The sequence below is a fragment of the Acinetobacter sp. AG3 genome (genome assembly GCF_022343575.1).
Lineage (GTDB): Bacteria > Pseudomonadota > Gammaproteobacteria > Pseudomonadales > Moraxellaceae > Acinetobacter > Acinetobacter guillouiae.
Genome location: NZ_JAKQZD010000001.1, coordinates 997,195 through 1,017,169, shown reverse-complemented (window position 1 = coordinate 1,017,169; position 19,975 = coordinate 997,195). Strand labels below are relative to the sequence as shown.

The 19,975-nt window shown below is 39.4% G+C and carries 9 protein-coding genes and 1 pseudogene; 2 read left to right on the top strand and 8 right to left on the bottom strand.

Annotated features, from left to right (window positions below):
• Nucleotides 1-62: 62 nt before the first annotated feature.
• From L3V46_RS04855 to L3V46_RS04830, 6 genes and pseudogenes are all read right to left on the bottom strand, one after another.
• Nucleotides 63-1,808: pseudogene (locus tag L3V46_RS04855) on the bottom strand (ShlB/FhaC/HecB family hemolysin secretion/activation protein).
• A gap of 221 nt (nucleotides 1,809-2,029) precedes the next feature.
• The gene (locus tag L3V46_RS04850) at nucleotides 2,030-3,262 is read right to left on the bottom strand and encodes an HlyD family efflux transporter periplasmic adaptor subunit (protein ID WP_004817233.1); all 1,233 of its coding nucleotides are present in this window, start codon (nucleotides 3,260-3,262) and stop codon (nucleotides 2,030-2,032) included.
• Nucleotides 3,263-3,341: 79 nt separating this feature from the next.
• A complete protein-coding gene (locus L3V46_RS04845; protein ID WP_239045072.1) occupies nucleotides 3,342-5,525 on the bottom strand; it encodes a type I secretion system permease/ATPase in 2,184 nt (727 codons plus the stop codon).
• Between the two features lie 46 nt (nucleotides 5,526-5,571).
• Entirely contained in the window at nucleotides 5,572-6,780 is a 1,209-nt protein-coding gene (locus tag L3V46_RS04840; protein ID WP_239045071.1) for a TolC family protein, read from the bottom strand.
• Between the two features lie 269 nt (nucleotides 6,781-7,049).
• On the bottom strand, nucleotides 7,050-13,055 hold the full coding sequence (locus L3V46_RS04835) for an Ig-like domain-containing protein (protein WP_239045070.1): 6,006 nt from the start codon (nucleotides 13,053-13,055) through the stop codon (nucleotides 7,050-7,052).
• 74 nt (nucleotides 13,056-13,129) lie between these two features.
• Nucleotides 13,130-14,059: an OmpA family protein gene (locus L3V46_RS04830; RefSeq protein WP_239045069.1), complete on the bottom strand. Its 930-nt coding sequence runs from the start codon at nucleotides 14,057-14,059 to the stop codon at nucleotides 13,130-13,132.
• Between the two features lie 370 nt (nucleotides 14,060-14,429).
• Here L3V46_RS04830 and dsdC point away from each other — a divergent pair, with 370 nt between their 5' ends.
• The gene (gene dsdC, locus L3V46_RS04825; protein ID WP_314340592.1) at nucleotides 14,430-15,353 is read left to right on the top strand and encodes a DNA-binding transcriptional regulator DsdC; all 924 of its coding nucleotides are present in this window, start codon (nucleotides 14,430-14,432) and stop codon (nucleotides 15,351-15,353) included.
• 225 nt (nucleotides 15,354-15,578) lie between these two features.
• Here dsdC and L3V46_RS04820 read toward each other — a convergent pair whose 3' ends face one another.
• Entirely contained in the window at nucleotides 15,579-16,862 is a 1,284-nt protein-coding gene (locus L3V46_RS04820; protein WP_239045067.1) for an OprD family outer membrane porin, read from the bottom strand.
• Between the two features lie 32 nt (nucleotides 16,863-16,894).
• Entirely contained in the window at nucleotides 16,895-18,241 is a 1,347-nt protein-coding gene (locus L3V46_RS04815) for an MFS transporter (protein WP_239045066.1), read from the bottom strand.
• 645 nt (nucleotides 18,242-18,886) lie between these two features.
• Here L3V46_RS04815 and L3V46_RS04810 point away from each other — a divergent pair.
• Entirely contained in the window at nucleotides 18,887-19,963 is a 1,077-nt protein-coding gene (locus L3V46_RS04810) for an aromatic ring-hydroxylating dioxygenase subunit alpha (protein WP_239045065.1), read from the top strand.
• Nucleotides 19,964-19,975: the final 12 nt, after the last annotated feature.

Below are 19,975 nucleotides of genomic sequence, written 5' to 3'. Positions count from 1 at the left end.
ACCTAAATGTTTTAATATTTTTTCAAGATTGAATGTTGCATATGGGCATGGGATCTAATGGATTAATACATCCAGTTCAGGCTAAATCCTGTCGTCACATTGTCTGTTTTAAAGTGGTCTGGTTTTTTTAACGGCGTCCCAACAAAAACGTCATAATTGACCGATTTTAAGACTTGCCCTCGTAATCCAAAGGCAGCGCCCATTAAACTTGTTCCCAGCAATGGATTCGGTTCATGTGCGGTTTTACCCCCCACTTCACCATAGTCAATTCCTGTGTACCATTGCATCGGAAGCTTAAACATCGAGCCACTGATTTCATTACGGACTAAAAAGCCATTATCTGCCAATAAAGTTTGTTCACCATCAAACCCTCTTACGGTATAGCGATTCCCAATCGAGAATCGATCTTGTGGGGTCAGTGGTTTTTTACTGTACTGTGTTCGCCATTCAGCAAGATACTGTAGCGATTGATTACCGACTTTAAATGGCACTTGCAGACTGGCATTGGCTTGTAAAATACCCACATGGGTATAGGCTTCGCCAAATTGCTCTTCAGGTGCATGCATTGCATTAAATGCACCTGTACCGCGTTTATAGGTTAAATTGCCTGTTAAAGTCGCATTGGCTAGATATTCTGTATGATCCAAACTGGCTTTCCAGCCACCGGTTTTTCGACGTTGTACTTCAATTTCTACATCATTGATGAAGTTTTGTGATTCCCGATACCATCCTCCCACACTGGCGGTGGTTTTTCGTTTGGCATCACGGTAAAGTACCCGAGATAAATCTGCCCCAATCAGTTTGCTTTTGCCGCTATAGCTATAACTTTCACTGGCACCTGCAACCGTTTGGTTATAATCAGACTGGCTATAACTGGTGCTAAGCAGCCAATATTTGAGTGGAATGCTATAACTTAAGTAATAGCCATCTGTTCCGCGTTTACCTTGATCTCCCCCACCCAAATCATGGTTATAACTGCCATAAAACAAGTCATTTGCAGTAAACAGATGGTCTAAAGATAAGGTTGCTGTGCCTTGATATTTCCCAGTTGAATCTGAGCCTGCATCATCAACACCTAAATGAATCCGGTAGGGTTTTGATTGTTGCCATGCCAACTCTAAATCACTATAGCCAGGTTGGTTACGCTGTTCTGATGGTTTGATTTTAAAGTCAGCCTCAACAGTCGGCACACGTTTAAAGTTTTCTAAGCCTTGTTCAATATCCCGAATATTTAAAATATCCCCAGACCGAACAGGCAAGGCATTCAATTTGTGAGCACGCTTAGATGTCCCTTGAACAAATTGAATTTGATCCACTTTCCCAGCAATCACTTGAAGTTTAATTTCACCTGAAGCAATGTTCTGTTGAGGTAGCAGCATGCGTGTGGTGACATACCCATGACTAATAATACTGTTTTGAATTAGATCTAAGGCTTGGTTTAAGCCTTGTACCCCAATACATCGGCCAATGAGATTATGTTGACCTTGCGTGACGGGGCGCATCGCAAAAGTAAATTGACGTGCATCTTCCCCAATCAATACAAATTTTTTAATTTCAAAACACACATCTTCGCTGTTTGATTTTAGATATTGCAGTTGTGCTTGGGTTTGAAGTTGTTTTTCTAGTCCCGTTTGCACTACAGCTTCGGGCTGTAATTGCTTCTGTAATGCTTCATCACGTTGTTGCTGGCGCTAAACAGCATCTATTTCTAACTCTGGGCGTAATTGTGGATCTGCTGCGTTTGTTACTGTACCCAAAAGCGTTAAAAAAACGGCTAAAGTGGTTCTTTTATAGATGAAGTTCTGCATGTCAATAATAATTATGATAAATTTCACGTTTTATTATTTCGAAATTATGACATTTTGTAAATAATTAATTCAGATTTTTTCATCATAGCTCTAAAAACAATAAATATTATCGTTCTATAAAAAATCATGTCCCCCAATATTGACCTATCAACGACAAGGTCATATTTGGGGGATAGATAAAACATGAAATGACTCTAACTTAACCGTTTAAGTAAGTGGCTTTATCTCTCTTGTAAAGCTTGTTTCATCCGCGTAATCGGTTTAATCAAGTATTGAAATACGGTCTTTTCACCGGTCTTTACATCAACAGTGGTCACCATGCCGGGAATAATCGGAAGCTTTTTCCCTTGTTTATCCACTAAACTATTTGCATCGGTTTTGACCAAGATACGATAGTAGACTTCATTTTGGTTTAATTTCAATTCACTATTACGTTTGTCATTGCTCAGGGTATCGGGACTAATCAGTGTCACCACCCCCTCTAAGCCACCATAAATCGAATAATCATAGGCACTTATTTTAACAACAGCAGGCAATCCGGGACGAAGAAAAGCCACATCCTGTGGGCGTATATAAGCTTCAACCAAAAGTTTGTCATCTAAAGGAACAATTTCTAAAATATCTTGTCCTGCATTGACCACACCGCCCACTGTATTAATTTTAATATTTTTCACAATACCGCGAAGTGGTGCTTGAATAAATGAACGGTCAACAGGATCCGCACGCATCGCCATATTTTCTCGCGCCTGTGCCAATTCAGCTTCTGTTTTTACCAACTCATTATTCGCATCGGTTAAATAGCGATTTTTCCGATCTAAAATTTGCGCCCCCAAATCTGCGGATTGTCGTTGCATACGCAATACTTCCACATTTGAAACCAATCCCTGCTGTGCCAGCGGTTGGGTAATCGAAATCTCATGATCCAAGAAACTTTTACTGGCTTTTAATGCTTCGATCGCATCGACCATCGACTGTCGTCTTACCGTATAAGCCTGATATTCTCTTTGCTTTAATTCGCTTGAAATCTCTTGAGGAAATATCGGCTTCGTCTCTGTAGTTTCCGCTTTCAGTCGTGCTGCAATTGCGGTTAAATTTTCAACCTTAGCCTCGCTCTCTCTTAAAATAGCAGAACTGCGAGTATCATCCAGTTTGAGTAGAATTTGATTTTTTTCAACAACATCCCCTTCTTTCACTCTCATTTCCATGATAATGCCAGGGTCTAAGCTTTGAATAATTTGCTCACGACTACTAGAGATAATACTTCCTTGGCCTCGCGTCACCTCTTCTAAGGTACTGTTATACGCCCAAATTAAAAATACGACGATTAACACGAATAGCAAAACAATTACCGCGAAATAGCCATAATGTTTTTCTTGCTGTAAAGCGCCATTCAAATCATTTAACAGCTTCAAATCAGATTGGCTGATTGGGGGCTGTTTAGTTTGTTTTTTCATTTCTTTCACTTACTTAATCTGCATAATCATAACAACATCGTTTCTCATCCGACCAAATTTTGACGTTTAAAACATCAGGTTATTTACGGATCCGAGCACTGACACTCACCCGATGAACTTTGGGTTTTACAGAAGGAATATTTGGGGACTGTTGTTGAACTAATTTGGCAAGAATCTCTGCTTTAGGACCGTCCATCGTAATGGCACCATTTTCCATCACAATAATACGATCAACCAATGCAAGGACTTGAGGACGATGGGTAACCACCAATAATGTTCTTTGTTTTGCCCAGTTTTGAAGCGCATCTAAGGCAGATAATTCTGTTGCTTGATCTAGTCCAGTGGTGGGTTCATCAAGCAGTACAACTTGTGGATCACGTAAGGTTAATCTTGCTAAAGCAATGAGTTGCTTTTGCCCGCCAGATAACCCTAAGCCGTTTTCACCGAGTTGCATGTCTAAGCCTTGCGGATGCTGATTGATCACCTTATCGAGGCCAAACTGATGTAAGACCTGCATTAACTGTTGATCAGTTGAAAAATGATCAGTTCTTGCCAATTCGAGATTGTCCCTAAGCGTACCCAAAAATAAGCGAGGACTTTGGCTAAGTAAACTGACTTTGCTTCGTAAATCACTTGGGTCGATTTGACGTATATCAATATTGTCTAAAGTAACATGACCTGCATTGGCCTCATAAAGACCACTTGCGAGTTTTAACAAGGTACTTTTTCCACTGCCAATATGTCCCAAAATGGCAACTTTTTCACCTGAGTTAATATTTAGGGTTATGTCTTTGACTGCTGGTGCTGCATCTCGTTGATATTGAAATTGGATATGCTCAAAAGCGATCTGGCCTTCGACCGATGCTAAACTGATATATTGACGGCTAGGATCGCGTTCAATAGGTCTTGCAACAATATTATTAATCCCTTGTAAGGCCAATTTAGCTGACTGAAATTTAATCGCTAAACTGGCTATTTGGGATAATGGCGCAAGTGCTCGACCAGATAAAATCACCGAAGCAATCAAAGCCCCCATGGTAATTTTATAATCGGGATTACTGCTGTGAATTAAATAAGTCCCGAATACCACCAAGAAGACAGTATTTAACTGCTGCATACTTGCGGCAAAATTCACCACCAAATTACTTAAATTTCGAACTTTAATCGAAGATACAGAAGTTTTTGCAGTGAAATTATCCCAACGTTGCTGCGCCCAATTTGTGGCATTATTGGTTTTTAACGTCTCGATTCCATCAATTGCTTCAACTGCCAAGCCTTGTCTTTGAGATGACTCCTTCATAGACTCATTGATATAGCGAGCCAATGGTCTTTGCACAAAAAAGCCCACTGCAATCATAATTGGGATTAAGGCCAAGGGCACAAAGGCCAGCTTGCCACCGACTAATCCAATCACACTGATAAATAAAAATAGAAAAGGCAAATCAACAATGGTCAGTAAACTCGCACTGGTCATAAACTCGCGAACTGCTTCAAACTCACGTAGATTATTGGCATAGGCCCCAGCCGAACTTGGACGATCGACCAAACGTAACTGCATAACGCGTCTAAAGAGTGCCGAGCTAATAATTAAATCTGCTTTTTTACCTGCAATATCAGTTAAATAAGAACGAATTAATTTAGAAATAAACTCAAAACTAATCGCGATGATCACACCAATACTTAACACCCATAATGTTTCAAAAGCTTGGTTTGGAATAACACGGTCATATACATTCATAACGTATAATGAACTTAATAAAGCTAAAAAATTAATCATCAATGTTGCCAATACAACTTGATAATAATATTTTCTAAATCGCCAAATCACCTTCCAAAACCAAGCTTTAGGCAAATGATATTCTGGTAAATCAGAACGTAAATCTGATTGAACTTTTGGCTTAATAAACCAACAAAATCCTAAGTACAATTGTTCCAACTGCATTGCAGTGATGACTTTGGTCATCCCATCTGTTTGCAATAAATGATAAGTCCGTTCGTCAGCATGATATGTAACCTCGGTGATCACCGCAGCTTCTTCATTTTTTAATAAGATCGTGGCAGGTAAAGCAAGTGTTGGAATATCTTGTAAAGATCGCTTCAACAATTGGTTATCAAAACCATAACTCCGTAAAACTTCTGTGAGCGTGCCATAATCAATCTTTAAATCTTGATCACGCCCAACCCGTTCCAATAAAGCAGCTTCACTAATCGGACTACCTAATAATTTAGTCGTTAATGCGATATGTGAAATAATAGATTTCATGTTGTTCTACTTAAATAAATACTTTGAAAATAATCGGGAAACCAAGTTAGTTTGTGACACCAGCCCACTGACTGATTTTGGCTTGAGCCAATAAATACTCTAAAGTCGCAGCTCTAAAATCATTACGAGCTTCCACTTCTGTTGCTTCAATATTTGCAAGCTCGTTATAAGCATCGAGTACATCAATTAATGTCCGGCGAGAGATTTTGAATTGTTGTTCATAAGCCCAAACGACTTTTTGTTGAACATCAATATATTGATTCACTAATTTAACGCGTTGTTCATTTTGAGACATATCGAACATGGCTGTTCGACTACGCTCAATGGTATCGCGTAAGCTTTGTTGCATACGCGATGCTACAGCGATTTTGGTTTGATTTTTCTGTGAGATCTTATGCTTTGAACCTTGGTTAAAGATGTCCCATGACATTCTTAAATAGATTTCTTTATTATCTGGACTTGCCGTCCCTTCTAAATTAATACTTGGCATTTGAGCCGCTTTAGACACTTTAATATCTTCAAGTGCACTTTCATGTTCTGCTTTTTGTGCTAAATAACTGGGTATTTGATCAACCTCAGCACGATGGTATTGGGTAATAAAATCTTGAGATGCCATTCCATGAAAAGGATCAACAATCGTATCTGGTGCTAAAAAATCTTTTGTGTAGACTTCTAATCGACTCACAGTTAAACCTAAAGTACGTCGTAATTCAGCAATACCTGTTTCTACTTTTAGTCGACGTGCATGAGCTTGGGCCAACTCACTGAGCCGACCTGAATCATGTTGCACAATAATATTTAAATCATGCAGCATTTTATCGTGACGTTTTAAATTTCGTTCTGCAACAACCAAAGACTCTTTGGTCCTTAATGCGGTTAAATACAATGTACTGATTTTATAACCAAGGTCTTCTCTGGTTTGTTCAGCAGTATATTGATAATAAGCTTCTTTTTTCTTATCTCGATCAACGGCTGCTTCAATCCCGCCCCAAGCATAAACATTGACTGTCGCGCGTAGACCTGGAGCAAAATGCGTTTCTCGCGCATTACTTTCATATTTATGTTGTTGACCGAGCACTTGAGTCCCTATAGCACTGACAATCGGATAATGTTCAGCCTTAGTCGTCTGCATCGTACTATGTGCAAAAGACACATTTGCCTGAGCCTCCTGTATCACAGGATCATTGACCAGCGCTTGTTTGAGTATCTCTTTTAACATCGCTGCATGTACCAATGGGCCATGTATTGCCAACATCCCTATAAAACACAGAGATATTGACCGTGTCAGTTTTCTATTCATTTGCATTGATGAGTTCTATCGGCTACCAGAAATACAATCAATGGCTATAAAAATATAACCATTTGTTTTAAATGTATTTTTTAATAAATTTGCATTGAAGTATTATTTAAATGTGGTATAGCACCATCACGTGCGTGCCAAACCACACTAAAAAACCCAGATAAATATACAAAAAGCATTCGCTACAGGATGTAGAAAATGCTTTTTGTGCGGTTTAATTAGACTTAAATTAAGTTAGGCTGCTCAACACTGAGTTGCTCTAAATGTTGTGAGACATTGATATGGTTTGTATTCACAACTTCAGCTGGATTTGGCGTATTGGCAAAGCCATCTAAAGTATGACCAACTGCATTAAAAACCTCTAAATGATCCAACTGATTACTCATGCTTAGTGCTGTTTTACTGGCACTTGCTTCAGGAATTAATTGAATATCAATGAGCAATTTATCACTAGATTTATCGCCATCTTTATCGACAAGTGTAAATGTAAACTCTTCTTGGGTTTTACCTACAGGACGAGTCGGAGCTGGGTTATAACTAAAGTCACCAAACTTATCTGCTGACATATTTAATTTAAAGCTACCACCGATCTCTGTTTTCACCATCAGTACACCATTACCAGCATCTTGCCAAATACTCGCATTGCTATTGCTACTGGTGATTTGGTTTGTTGCATAGTCATAAGTATAGTCATACCCATCAATCTGAATGATTAACTGACCAGCACCATCGGCACCGAAAGATGAAACAATATTGCCCACATCATCCGTACGGATAGACCCCTGAGTATCAGTAGCTTCTGGAACCAACTCAGACATAATACCGCCGAGATCAGACATATCTTTCAAAATAATAATGTCACTCGAACCATCTTTGTTGGTGCCTTTTTCGCCATCGAAAGCAATTGGTTTTAAGAAATCTGCCCCCTCATCCATTTGAGGACCAATACCAATCGCAATAGATTTTATGTTTTGTTCTTTTAAGAACGCTGTCCACTTATCTTCACCGATATCGATATTTTGATTGCCTGGTTCATAATTTGATGGTGACGTTGGTTGGATACCACGTACTCCATCAGTGCCATTACCAAAGTTTGGAATACCATCACTGACAAAGAGCAAACTATTGTTCACCTTAGCGCCGTCCACACCGACAACTGGACCAGCACCTTGATTATTCAAATAACTATGAATAACTTCTTGTAAAGCCGCATCGTAGTTGGTATCTACACCAATATCTTTTGGTCGAGTGCCAAAATTATATAATCCTTTCACAATTTTCTTGGCGTCGTCTAATGACACCCATGTATCTGTTTGACCAGGTAGCGAAAGATGCTTGGCTAATTTTGAGAAGCCAATGATATTCACTTTCACGTCTCCATTGCCTGGGGCTACACTGTCAAGTTGCTCCTGATACTTATCTAGCATCGTTTCGATCGCTTCGACAGCTGCGTTCATACGCATTTTCTCGCCACCATTTACTGGATCTGGAATACCGCTATCTCTTGCACCCATACTGCTAGAGAGATCCAGACTAATGATCACGTTCGCATAAAAAGTCGTCTCACCATCTGCAACTACAGATATTGGCGCTGCTACTGATTTATCATCTTCCACAGTAATAATGAGGTTAGCATCGCCAATATTGGTATTGATACCAAAATCAAGATCTAAACGCTCACTGTTCTCACCAACATGATCCACTGGTGCTTTAAGACCAATTTCATAAGGAATTGTGGTTTTCCCATTGCTGGTCACTGGTGTACCCAAAGTAATCGACATCACTTCTTGACCGCTTGGTGTGGTTCCAACTAAGCCACCATTTGCTGTTTGAGTCCAGTTTATTGTCTCACCACCAGAAGTGACATCCACTGTTGGCAATGTCATTAAAATATCGCTAATGTCAGCATTACTAGGGTTATCTAAACTCAATTCACCATTTACAACAGCGGCTGTTGAACCATCTCCTAAATCAGCTTCTTTGAGTATCTCGGTTAAGGTACCTGTAGGGCTTATATCTAAAGTTACGTGAGCTGGATCCGATACATTGCCAGCCTTGTCTTTGACGGTATATTCAAATGCATCAGGACCAACATAACCTTTGTTTGGAGTATAGGTTACTTCACCAGTGATTGGATCAACGCTGACCGTACCATGCTGTGGTTGTTTCGTGATCACCACAGTGCTTGGATCTAAGTCACCATCTTTGTCAGTATCATTTGCAGTCACATCAATGATGATTGGGGTATCTTCTTTGGTTTCAGCACTGTCATCAACTGCAACTGGATTGGCGGTGATATCAATCACTACAGTTGCAGGATCAGAAACATTGCCAGCCTTGTCTTTGACTGTATATTCAAATGCATCTGGACCAACATAACCCTTGTTTGGAGTATAGGTCACTTCACCTGTGATTGGATCAACGCTGACCGTACCATTCTGAGGCTGTTTAGTGACCACCACCGTACTTGGATCTAAGTCACCATCTTTATCGGTATCATTTGCAGTCACATCAATAATAATTGGGGTGTTTTCTTTGGTGTTAGCACTATCATCAACTGCAACAGGATTTGCACTGACTTCAACCACTACCGTTGCAGGATCAGACACATTGCCAGCCTTGTCTTTGACGGTATATTCAAATGCATCTGGACCGACATAACCCTTGTTTGGGGTATAGGTCACTTCGCCTGTGATTGGATCAATACTGACAGTACCATGTTGTGGTTGTTTCGTGATCACCACCGTACTTGGATCTAAGTCACCATCTTTGTCACTATCATTTGCAGTCACATCAATAATGATAGGCGTGTCTTCTTTAGTTTCAGCGCTATCATCAACCGCAACAGGATTGGCGGTGATATCAATTACCACAGTTGCAGGATCAGAGACATTGCCCGCTTTGTCTTTGACGGTATATTCAAATGCATCTGGACCGACATAACCCTTGTTTGGGGTATAAGTTACTTCACCTGTGATTGGATCAATACTGACAGTACCATGTTGTGGTTGTTTCGTGATCACCACCGTACTTGGATCTAAGTCACCATCTTTATCAGTGTCATTTGAAGTCACATCAATAATGATTGGGGTGTCTTCTTTAGTGTTAGCACTATCATCAAGCGCAACAGGATTGGCGGTGATATCAATTACCACTGTTGCAGGATCAGACACATTGCCCGCTTTGTCTTTGACTGTGTATTCAAATGCATCAGGACCAACATAACCTTTGTTTGGCGTATAAGTCACTTCACCTGTGATTGGATCAACGCTGACAGTACCGTTCTGAGGCTGTTTCGTGATCACCACCGTACTTGGATCTAAATCACCATCTTTATCAGTGTCGTTTGAAGTCACATCAATAATGATTGGGGTGTCTTCTTTAGTTTCAGCACTGTCATCAACTGCAACTGGATTTGCACTCACTTCAACCACTACAGTTGCAGGATCAGACACATTGCCAGCTTTGTCTTTAACTGTGTATTCAAATGCATCTGGACCGACATAACCCTTGTTTGGGGTATAAGTTACTTCACCTGTGATTGGATCAACGCTGACCGTACCGTGCTGAGGCTGTTTCGTGACCACCACCGTACTTGGATCTAAGTCACCATCTTTATCGGTATCATTTGCAGTCACATCAATAATGATTGGGGTGTCTTCTTTGGTGTTAGCACTGTCATCAACCGCAACTGGATTTGCACTCACTTCAACCACTACAGTTGCAGGATCAGAGACATTCCCCGCTTTATCTTTGACGGTATATTCAAATGCATCTGAACCAACATAACCCTTGTTTGGGGTATAAGTCACTTCACCTGTGATTGGATCAACGCTGACCGTACCGTTCTGAGGCTGTTTCGTGATCACCACCGTACTTGGATCTAAGTCACCATCTTTATCAGTGTCATTTGCAGTCACATCAATGATGATTGGGGTGTCTTCTTTAGTGTTAGCACTATCATCAACCGCAACAGGATTGGCGATGATATCAATCACTACAGTTGCAGGATCAGAAACATTGCCAGCCTTGTCTTTGACGGTATATTCAAACTGGTCTGGACCAACATAACCTTTGTTTGGAGTATAGGTTACTTCACCTGTGATTGGATCAACACTAACAGTACCGTTCTGAGGCTGTTTTGTGATCACCACAGTGCTTGGATCTAAGTCACCATCTTTATCGGTATCGTTCGAAGTCACATCAATAATGATTGGGGTATCTTCTTTGGTGTTAGCACTGTCATCAACTGCAACTGGATTGGCAGTGATATCAATTACCACCGTCGCAGGATCAGAAACATTGCCCGCTTTATCTTTGACTGTATATTCAAATACATCAGGACCAACATAACCCTTGTTTGGGGTATAAGTTACTTCGCCTGTGATTGGATCAACACTAACAGTACCGTTCTGAGGCTGTTTGCTAATCACCACCGTGCTTGGTTCTAAGTCACCATCTTTATCAGTGTCATTTGCAGTCACATCAATAATGATTGGAGTGTCTTCTTTGGTGTTAGCACTGTCATCAACTGCAACTGGATTGGCAGTGATATCAATTACCACCGTCGCAGGATCAGAAACATTGCCCGCTTTATCTTTGACTGTATATTCAAATACATCAGGACCAACATAACCCTTGTTTGGCGTATAGGTTACTTCACCTGTGATTGGATCAACGCTGACAGTACCATGCTGTGGTTGTTTTGTGATCACCACAGTGCTTGGATCTAAGTCACCATCTTTGTCACTATCATTTGCAGTCACATCAATAATGATTGGGGTGTCTTCTTTAGTTTCAGCACTATCATCAACCGCAATTGGATTGGTGGTGATATCAATCACTACAGTTGCAGGATCAGAAACATTGCCAGCCTTGTCTTTGACTGTGTATTCAAATGCATCTGGACCAACATAACCTTTGTTTGGAGTATAGGTTACTTCACCAGTGATTGGATCAACGCTGACCGTACCATGCTGTGGTTGTTTGCTGATCACCACAGTGCTTGGATCTAAGTCACCATCTTTGTCGGTATCATTTGCAGTCACATCAATAATGATTGGGGTGTTTTCTTTGGTTTCAGCACTGTCATCAACTGCAATAGGATTTGCACTCACTTCAACCACTACAGTTGCAGGATCCGATACATTGCCAGCTTTGTCTTTGACTGTGTATTCAAACTGGTCTGGACCAACATAACCCTTGTTTGGGGTATAAGTCACTTCACCTGTGACTGGATCAACACTAACAGTACCGTTCTGAGGCTGTTTCGTGATCACCACCGTACTTGGATCTAAGTCACCATCTTTATCAGTGTCATTTGCAGTCACATCAATGATGATTGGGGTGTCTTCTTTAGTGTTAGCACTATCATCAACCGCAACAGGATTGGCGGTGATATCAATCACTACAGTTGCAGGATCAGAAACATTGCCAGCTTTGTCTTTGACGGTATATTCAAACTGGTCTGGACCAACATAACCTTTGTTTGGAGTATAGGTTACTTCACCAGTGATTGGATCAACGCTGACCGTACCATGCTGTGGTTGTTTGCTGATCACCACCGTACTTGGATCTAAGTCACCATCTTTATCGGTATCATTTGCAGTCACATCAATAATTACGGGTGTATTTTCTTTAGTTTCAGCGCTGTCTTTTTCTGCGATAGGAACATGCTGAGGATGTTCAATTACAGGAGATTTTTTATTGTTATCATGACCTTGACCAATAGCCACTGCCGCTATCGGAACCAAAGCCAATAACCATAATGGATTAAAGGCCCACAATGCTGCAACTTCTTCACCACCTAAAGCCTGACCAGCTTCAACTTGATCCGCAAGCAAACTTACTGCATCACTTTTTTCTGCACTTTCTGGGACATAAGGGTAATATTTGCCATTTTCATGCTGACCGATCAGTAAGTTAGACTCCCCTTCTGAATAGCCCAACTCACCATTTGCAGCATAATAGTTTTCAATAATCAGATCTGGCTGATCAACATCTCCACCTTCGAAACTAATCCACAAATCCTTATCATGGCGTTTAGTCGCAATATTTTCTGGCCCAAATGAAGTCTCTTTATCGGTAAACTCATAATGAACATTTGCTTTTGCAGCAATTTTTAATGGTTTCCCTTGAGAACCACGACCAAACTCGCCCCCTTCAATATTCAAGGTATCAAGTGTTGATTTTTTAGCATTAATTTTGAGAACAATATTCTTTACAGTCACGTTTATTTCCTTAATTTCAATAATTAAGCATTAATTAATAGAATCAAAATACTAAGTTTTGAAATGAAGCGTAATTACGGCTGAGTACCATAAAGAAGGATCTCAACTCGACGATTGGGCTGATTACATGCCAAACGCGCAGTACGATTTTGAGTGTGTTTTTCAGAACAATCTGTGATCAATAAATTTGTTTTACCACGGCCTTCTGCAGCAATTAAATCAGCAGATAAACCATAATTTACCATCATATTTTTTACACTTTGCGCACGATGCGCTGACAACACTTGGTTATAACTTTCCGTACCGTCTGGATCTGTATAACCAATAACATCTATATGGCTAATCTCGGCTGTTTCATTACGAATGGCATCTGCAACATCCTTAATTTCTTGTTTACCCTGAGTTAACATATTTGCTTCATCTGATTTATCAAACTGAAACAAAGCGCCAGCTTGTAATGTAAATTTCTTCAACATTTTAACGGTAGGCTTACACTTTAAATCGCGATCAACACGTGGCAAGGTATGGACTTGTTCTTTTAAATGCTGCTGAGCTTCTTTAATTTCATCCTCATTCATTGCTAAGAAATAAGTCTGCCCATTCTGATCCAGACTCACACGTAAGTAGGTGGTTTTTTCGAGAGGTAAATTATAGTATTGCCCGCCTTTTTCTTTGGTTGCATAGCGATCTTTGACATCCGTTTCAATTGCAACCAACTTTTGGTTATCAGGACAAACTTCAAACTCTTTATAAGCATTGGGTAACAATGAAGCCAAATATTCTCCACCTACAAAAATATTTACCGCTTTTCCCTCAATTTTCTCATCACGAACAAAAACAACATTTGCTTTATTTTTATTTACTTTTTCATTAATTTTTTGATTTTCAAAGTTATGCCACTTTTCAACAGCCGTACCATTACTACCACCTTTCACAGCACATCCAGACAAGATTGAGCTGAGGAGTAGTGTTGTGACCAACAAGCCTTTATTTGTGACCATCATTAAAATTTGTTCCTTACAGAATTTAAAAGTAAAAAACCTCTACAACGAAACGTTTAAGCTTCGTAGAGGTTGCACATAAAAACCTTTTAGACAGCGAGACCAATACTTTAAATTTCAGTAAGGCTGCCTAAAAACACGTTTTTTCGTGACATATTTCACGGTTTAATATTTAAGGTACGCAAAAATAATGAATTAAGATTCATACGTCAAATGATAAAAATTTGCCTTTAGGTTAAAATAATTCACCTGAAAAAACATAAGGTTAAATATTGATCTTTAAATATATTTTGATTTAGAAAGCAGTATCTATTTTAAAATTTTTATTTAATATTTCACATGAATTATAAAATATATGACAGCGAGCAATAAAGTGATGAACTTAGATAAGTCATTAACAGGTTTTCAATTATCTAAACTTCATACATTTGAAGTAGCTGCAAGGCATGAGTCTTTTTCATTAGCGGCAAAAGAGTTATGTTTAACGCCAAGTGCTGTTAGCCACCAAATCAATTTATTAGAGAAAGAACTCAATATAAAACTATTTTTACGCTTACACCGTAAAGTTGAACTCACGGCTGAAGGCAAGCACATTTTTTGGGCATTGCAGTCTTCTTTAGGCCATCTCAATACTGAAATTAAGGCCATCCAAAATCAAACTTTATCTGGACCACTCACAATTTATGCTAGGCCATCGATTACACAAAATTGGTTGGTTCCCAAACTGTCTGACTTTATACAGCGCTATCCTTTTATTGAATTGTCCATTTTGACTGGCAATGAAAATGTTAATTTGCAACGAGAAGGGATAGATTTAGCACTTTATTTTGATAACCAACCTTGCCCGCAATTGAATTATCAATACTTAATGGATGAACATATTTTACCTGTATGTAGTCCTGAGTATGCTGAAAAATTCAACCTTGTAGACAATTGGCAGAATTTAAACCAGTGTACTTTACTTCATGACAGCCATGCATGGTGCAATAAGACTGGAACGGGGGAATGGGACAGTTGGGCCGCACATTTTAATATCAATATTGATACCCCTTCAGCGCTTTACTTCAACCGATCAGATCTCGCTTCTATTGCTGCCAAAAATAACCTTGGAGTGACAATGGGGAGAAAACGATTGGTTGAAAAAGCCATTAAAAATGGCGAACTAATCGCACCATTCCCCGATCAGTTTTTACTCTGCGAGCAACATTACTATATCACTTCACTGAAAGATCGCCACTGGCCAAAAATTGAGGCCTTTAGTCTATGGCTCAAAAATCAAACCATGAGTCACGACTAAAATGATTTGCTAACCAAACATAATTAAATCAATGCTGTACTCATTTATAAATCGAGTACCTTCTGCTTTTAAATGGGTTTATATTCACATACTTAAAAATCGTCAGAAAGATATCCTTGATCCACTCTGACGAAACATAGATTTTTTATAAAAATTCTCTTCACCATTAAACTGACTTTTAAAACGGTTCTTTAAATCAAAGAACCGTTTCGTAATACAGAACCCTTAGAACTTAAAGCTATAATCTATATTTAAACGAGTTTCATTGGCTGAGTGAAAGACCATATTGGTTGGCATATCATTTCGGTAATGAGAAAAACGTGCTCGCATGCCTAAGCCTTTTAACTTCCCTCCTGGGATTTTATAAGCTAAATCCAGCTCCATTGATTCTTCTTTAAATCGCTTATCGCCATAACTAAGTAAATCAATATCTTGCCCTTTGGCATAGCGGGCCATAAAACGCAGCCCATTGAGAGAAATATCAGCTAATTTTACATTTTTAAAATCATATTCATAACGCAGTGAATAGACTTTCTCGTCTTTATTGGAATAATCCGAGCTCATAAAATCAAGCACCACTGGACTTTCTGTTCCCGATAAAAATGGTAACCCGGTCGAACCAAATGCCTGCATATAACCCAAAGACAGGGTATGGTTTTGATAATTTAAGCCAAATAATCCACTTAAATGCTGGTTATCTACATGACCGATTTTTTGTCTACCTGCCTCCTGACTATTGAAAAATCGTACATCGCTTAAAAAAGTTAACTGTTCATTTAAAAGCTGTTTACCATTGAAACCTAAAAATTGCTGTTGGTAGATATCATGCAGTTCAGCCTGATAAGCACGGATTCGATATGCATCATTGAGTTGATAAGCGCCACCAAAACTATAGAAGTAATCTGTTGTTGCTGATTGATCAAAACGGCGATTAATATTGTCCGTACCGACATCACTATAATGAATCGAATCACGCTGTCGCACTTGGTCTACATAAAAACCTTCCAATTGTAACTTTGGAATTTCATTGGAAACAAACCGAGCACCTCGATAAGTTTGAGGGAACAAACGCGCAGGTGAAGAAAAAATCGTGGGCAATCGTGGAACCAAATCTCCCACAAAAAGCTCATTTTTCTTAAATTTTGCTTTGCCAGTCAGCCCTATTTTCCCATAATAATCATCTCTTGAATTATCTGCATTTACAGGTAATAAGTTACTCCGTGCATAGTCATCGGCTCGATCTCCAATTAAGTTAAATCCAGCCATTGCCAATACATCAACACCAAAACCAACTGTTCCATCGGTATAGCCCGATTGACCATTAAAGATGATACCTTGTGCCCAATCGCGCGCAGCAGTATAAGGATATGGATCTTGTTTATAGTCTCGGTCAAAGTAAAAATTTCTAAGCGTTAGCTCTGCACTGCTGTCTGTTACTAAATCGGCATGCGCCAGAGCACTAAATAATGGGCAAAAGTATACCCACACCCACAAGGATGTTTTTTTCATTTTTTTATCTCAACTATTTAATTTTTAGAGGATTAAGTTGTTGTTTTAAGCGTATAGGCTGCTTCATTTTTATGTCGATAAAATGCATTACCTAACATTAAAATAAGTACAATTGCCAAAATAAATACCACCCCGTAATATGCATAAAGCGTGGCTGGCGCTAAACCTTTATCTAAAAAAACGCCTGCTATAGTTGGTGATAAAATGGCACCAATACGTCCAAAACCGATGGCATAGCCTACGCCACGGCTACGAATATCGGCGTCGTAAATTGTAGGTGAAATAGAATATAAACCAGCAATACAGCCATTAATCAGCGTTCCAAGTAATAGGCCAACAATCAATGCCACGCTCACTTGGGCCGAGACAGCCACGAATAAAAACACACATGCGGCAGTTAGTCCTAGAAATAGACTTAAGGCATAGAAGATTTTGATACGGGATGCCAGCAAACCAATAATTGCTGCACCAAAGATCCCGCCAATACTAATTAAAATACCTGTGGTAACCCCTTGTTCAGCCGACATTCCCATTGAAATTAAAATTTTCGGTGTCCAACTCATTACAAAATAGAAGCCAAACATTACGAGAAAGAAAGCACCCCATAGACACAATGTTTGAAAGCCCTGCTGCCCACCAAATAATTTGGCAAAATCTCCGCCACTCTTTGCATCACTTTTTGCATAATCAGGTAAGGCATCTAGATGAGTTAAGCCCATACGCTGTAATACTGAGTTCATTCGCGCTAGCGCTTGTTGTGGTCTTTTTGCCAACAAATAATCTAAGGACTCAGGCAATAACCATATACTCACCAACAGCATTGCAATGGTTGTGATCCCACCTGCAAGGAAAATCGAGCGCCAGCCTAAATGTTCAATCAGTGTCAGTGACAATATCCCACCAAGTGTGGCACCAATCCCATATCCTGTAGACATTAAACTTACCGCAAAACTTCTCCAGCGCGTATTGGCATATTCACTGGCCAAAACATTGCTACTGGCAAGAATACCGCCAACCCCAATCCCTGTGACAAAACGAAGCATGGCCAACATGCTATGACTATTGACAAAAGCACATGCCAGCATGCTGATTCCAGCAATCACCAAACAAATTAAGATCAGTAAACGGCGACCAATTTTATCGGCAAGTGGTGCCAGAAAAATCGAACCAGCAGCCATACCAAATAGACCAGCACTTAATAACAAACCGATTTGAGCACCAGAAAGCGACCAATCCGCTGAAACTGAAGGTGCAGTAAATGCCATGACCATGACATCAAAACCATCAATAATATTAAGGAAAACACAAATCAAAATCACAAACCATTGATAGCGGCTCATCTTATTTTGACTTATCTCACCAAGCACATCTCTTTCCATTTGTGTATCTCCCAATCTGGATAGGATATACACACGACATTGCTGTGCTGCGTCGTTGGGTGGTTATGCATATCCGTATCCATAATTACCTAGAGGAATAATTTAATTTTTAAAACTCGTTTTTGAACAAGAATATTTTTTGGAGCGTCCTGCTCTATTTCATCTTGATTAATTGGATCCAAAAAATCAATAGTATTATTAAAAAATATTTACAAAGTTAGATTAAAACCCATAAAACATATGATTTTAATCAATATATTTAAATTAAAAGAATTAAAAACGAATATACATATTTGAAAATTACACTAAAATGGATCCATTTGGTTTATTTAACCTCTTCTAGTCAGTGACCTTATTGAGGATATTCAAAAAGCCCACCCCCTTATTTTTAAATATTTCAGTTTTCGCAATGTGATAGGTATTCAACAAAAATACAAATTGGATCCAAAATATAAATAAAAGCACAAATAACCACATAAATCTCGTAGAGATATTTTTTAAATAAAAACAGTAAAATACCGATAAATACAAAACAAACAAGCCCAAATCAAAGACTTTAATGATCAAAAATGATCATTTTATCGATTGACCGTTTACTTGTGTTGATATAAATTGGATCCAATAAGTGATAAGGAGTCATCACAAATGTTTATAAAAAATGCATGGTATGTTGCTTGCTATCCTGAAGATATCCAAGACAAGCCGCTTGGTCGCACCATCTGTGGTGAAAAAATTGTTTTCTATCGCGGCAAAGAAAATCAAGTTGCTGCTGTTGAAGATTTTTGTCCACATCGTGGCGCCCCATTATCATTAGGCTATGTTGAAGATGGCAATTTAGTTTGTGGTTATCATGGTTTAGTCATGGGATGCGAAGGAAAAACCATTTCTATGCCAGCTCAACGTGTAAACGGTTTCCCCTGCAATAAAGCCTATGCAGCCATAGAGAAGTTTGGTTTTATTTGGGTTTGGCCTGGAGATCAAACTTTGGCTGATGAGTCCAAACTCCCAACACTAGAATGGGCAGATCATCCTGAGTGGAGCTATGGCGGTGGTTTATTCCATATCCATTGTGATTATCGTTTGATGGTTGACAACCTTATGGATTTGACCCATGAAACCTATGTTCATTCGAGCAGTATTGGGCAAAAAGAAATTGATGAAGCCCTTCCTGTCACCAAGGTCGATGGTGATCATGTCATTACTGAGCGTTATATAGAAAATGTCATCGCTCCCCCATTTTGGCAAATGGCACTTCGTTGTAATAACTTAGCAGATGATGTTGCCGTAGATCGTTGGCAACGCTGCCACTTCGTTGCACCAAGTAACGTACACATTGAAGTGGGTGTCGCTCATGCTGGACATGGCGGATATCATGCCCCCAAAGATAAAAAAGTGTCATCGATCGTGGTTGATTTTATTAGCCCTGAAACAGAAACCTCACATTGGTATTTTTGGGGAATGGCACGTAATTTTCAACAAGATAACCCGACCCTCACTGATCTCATCCGCGAAGGTCAAGGCAAAATCTTTACCGAAGATTTAGAAATGTTGGAACAGCAGCAACAAAATATTTTGCGAAATCCCCATCGCCAGTTACTGATGCTGAATATCGATGCTGGTGGCGTACAGTCACGTAAAGTGATTGACCGATTACTGGCACAAGAAAGTACACTCACGCCTGAAACAACAAGACACAAGTTTCCAAATATTCGGGTGATTTAAAGGAGAATAAAC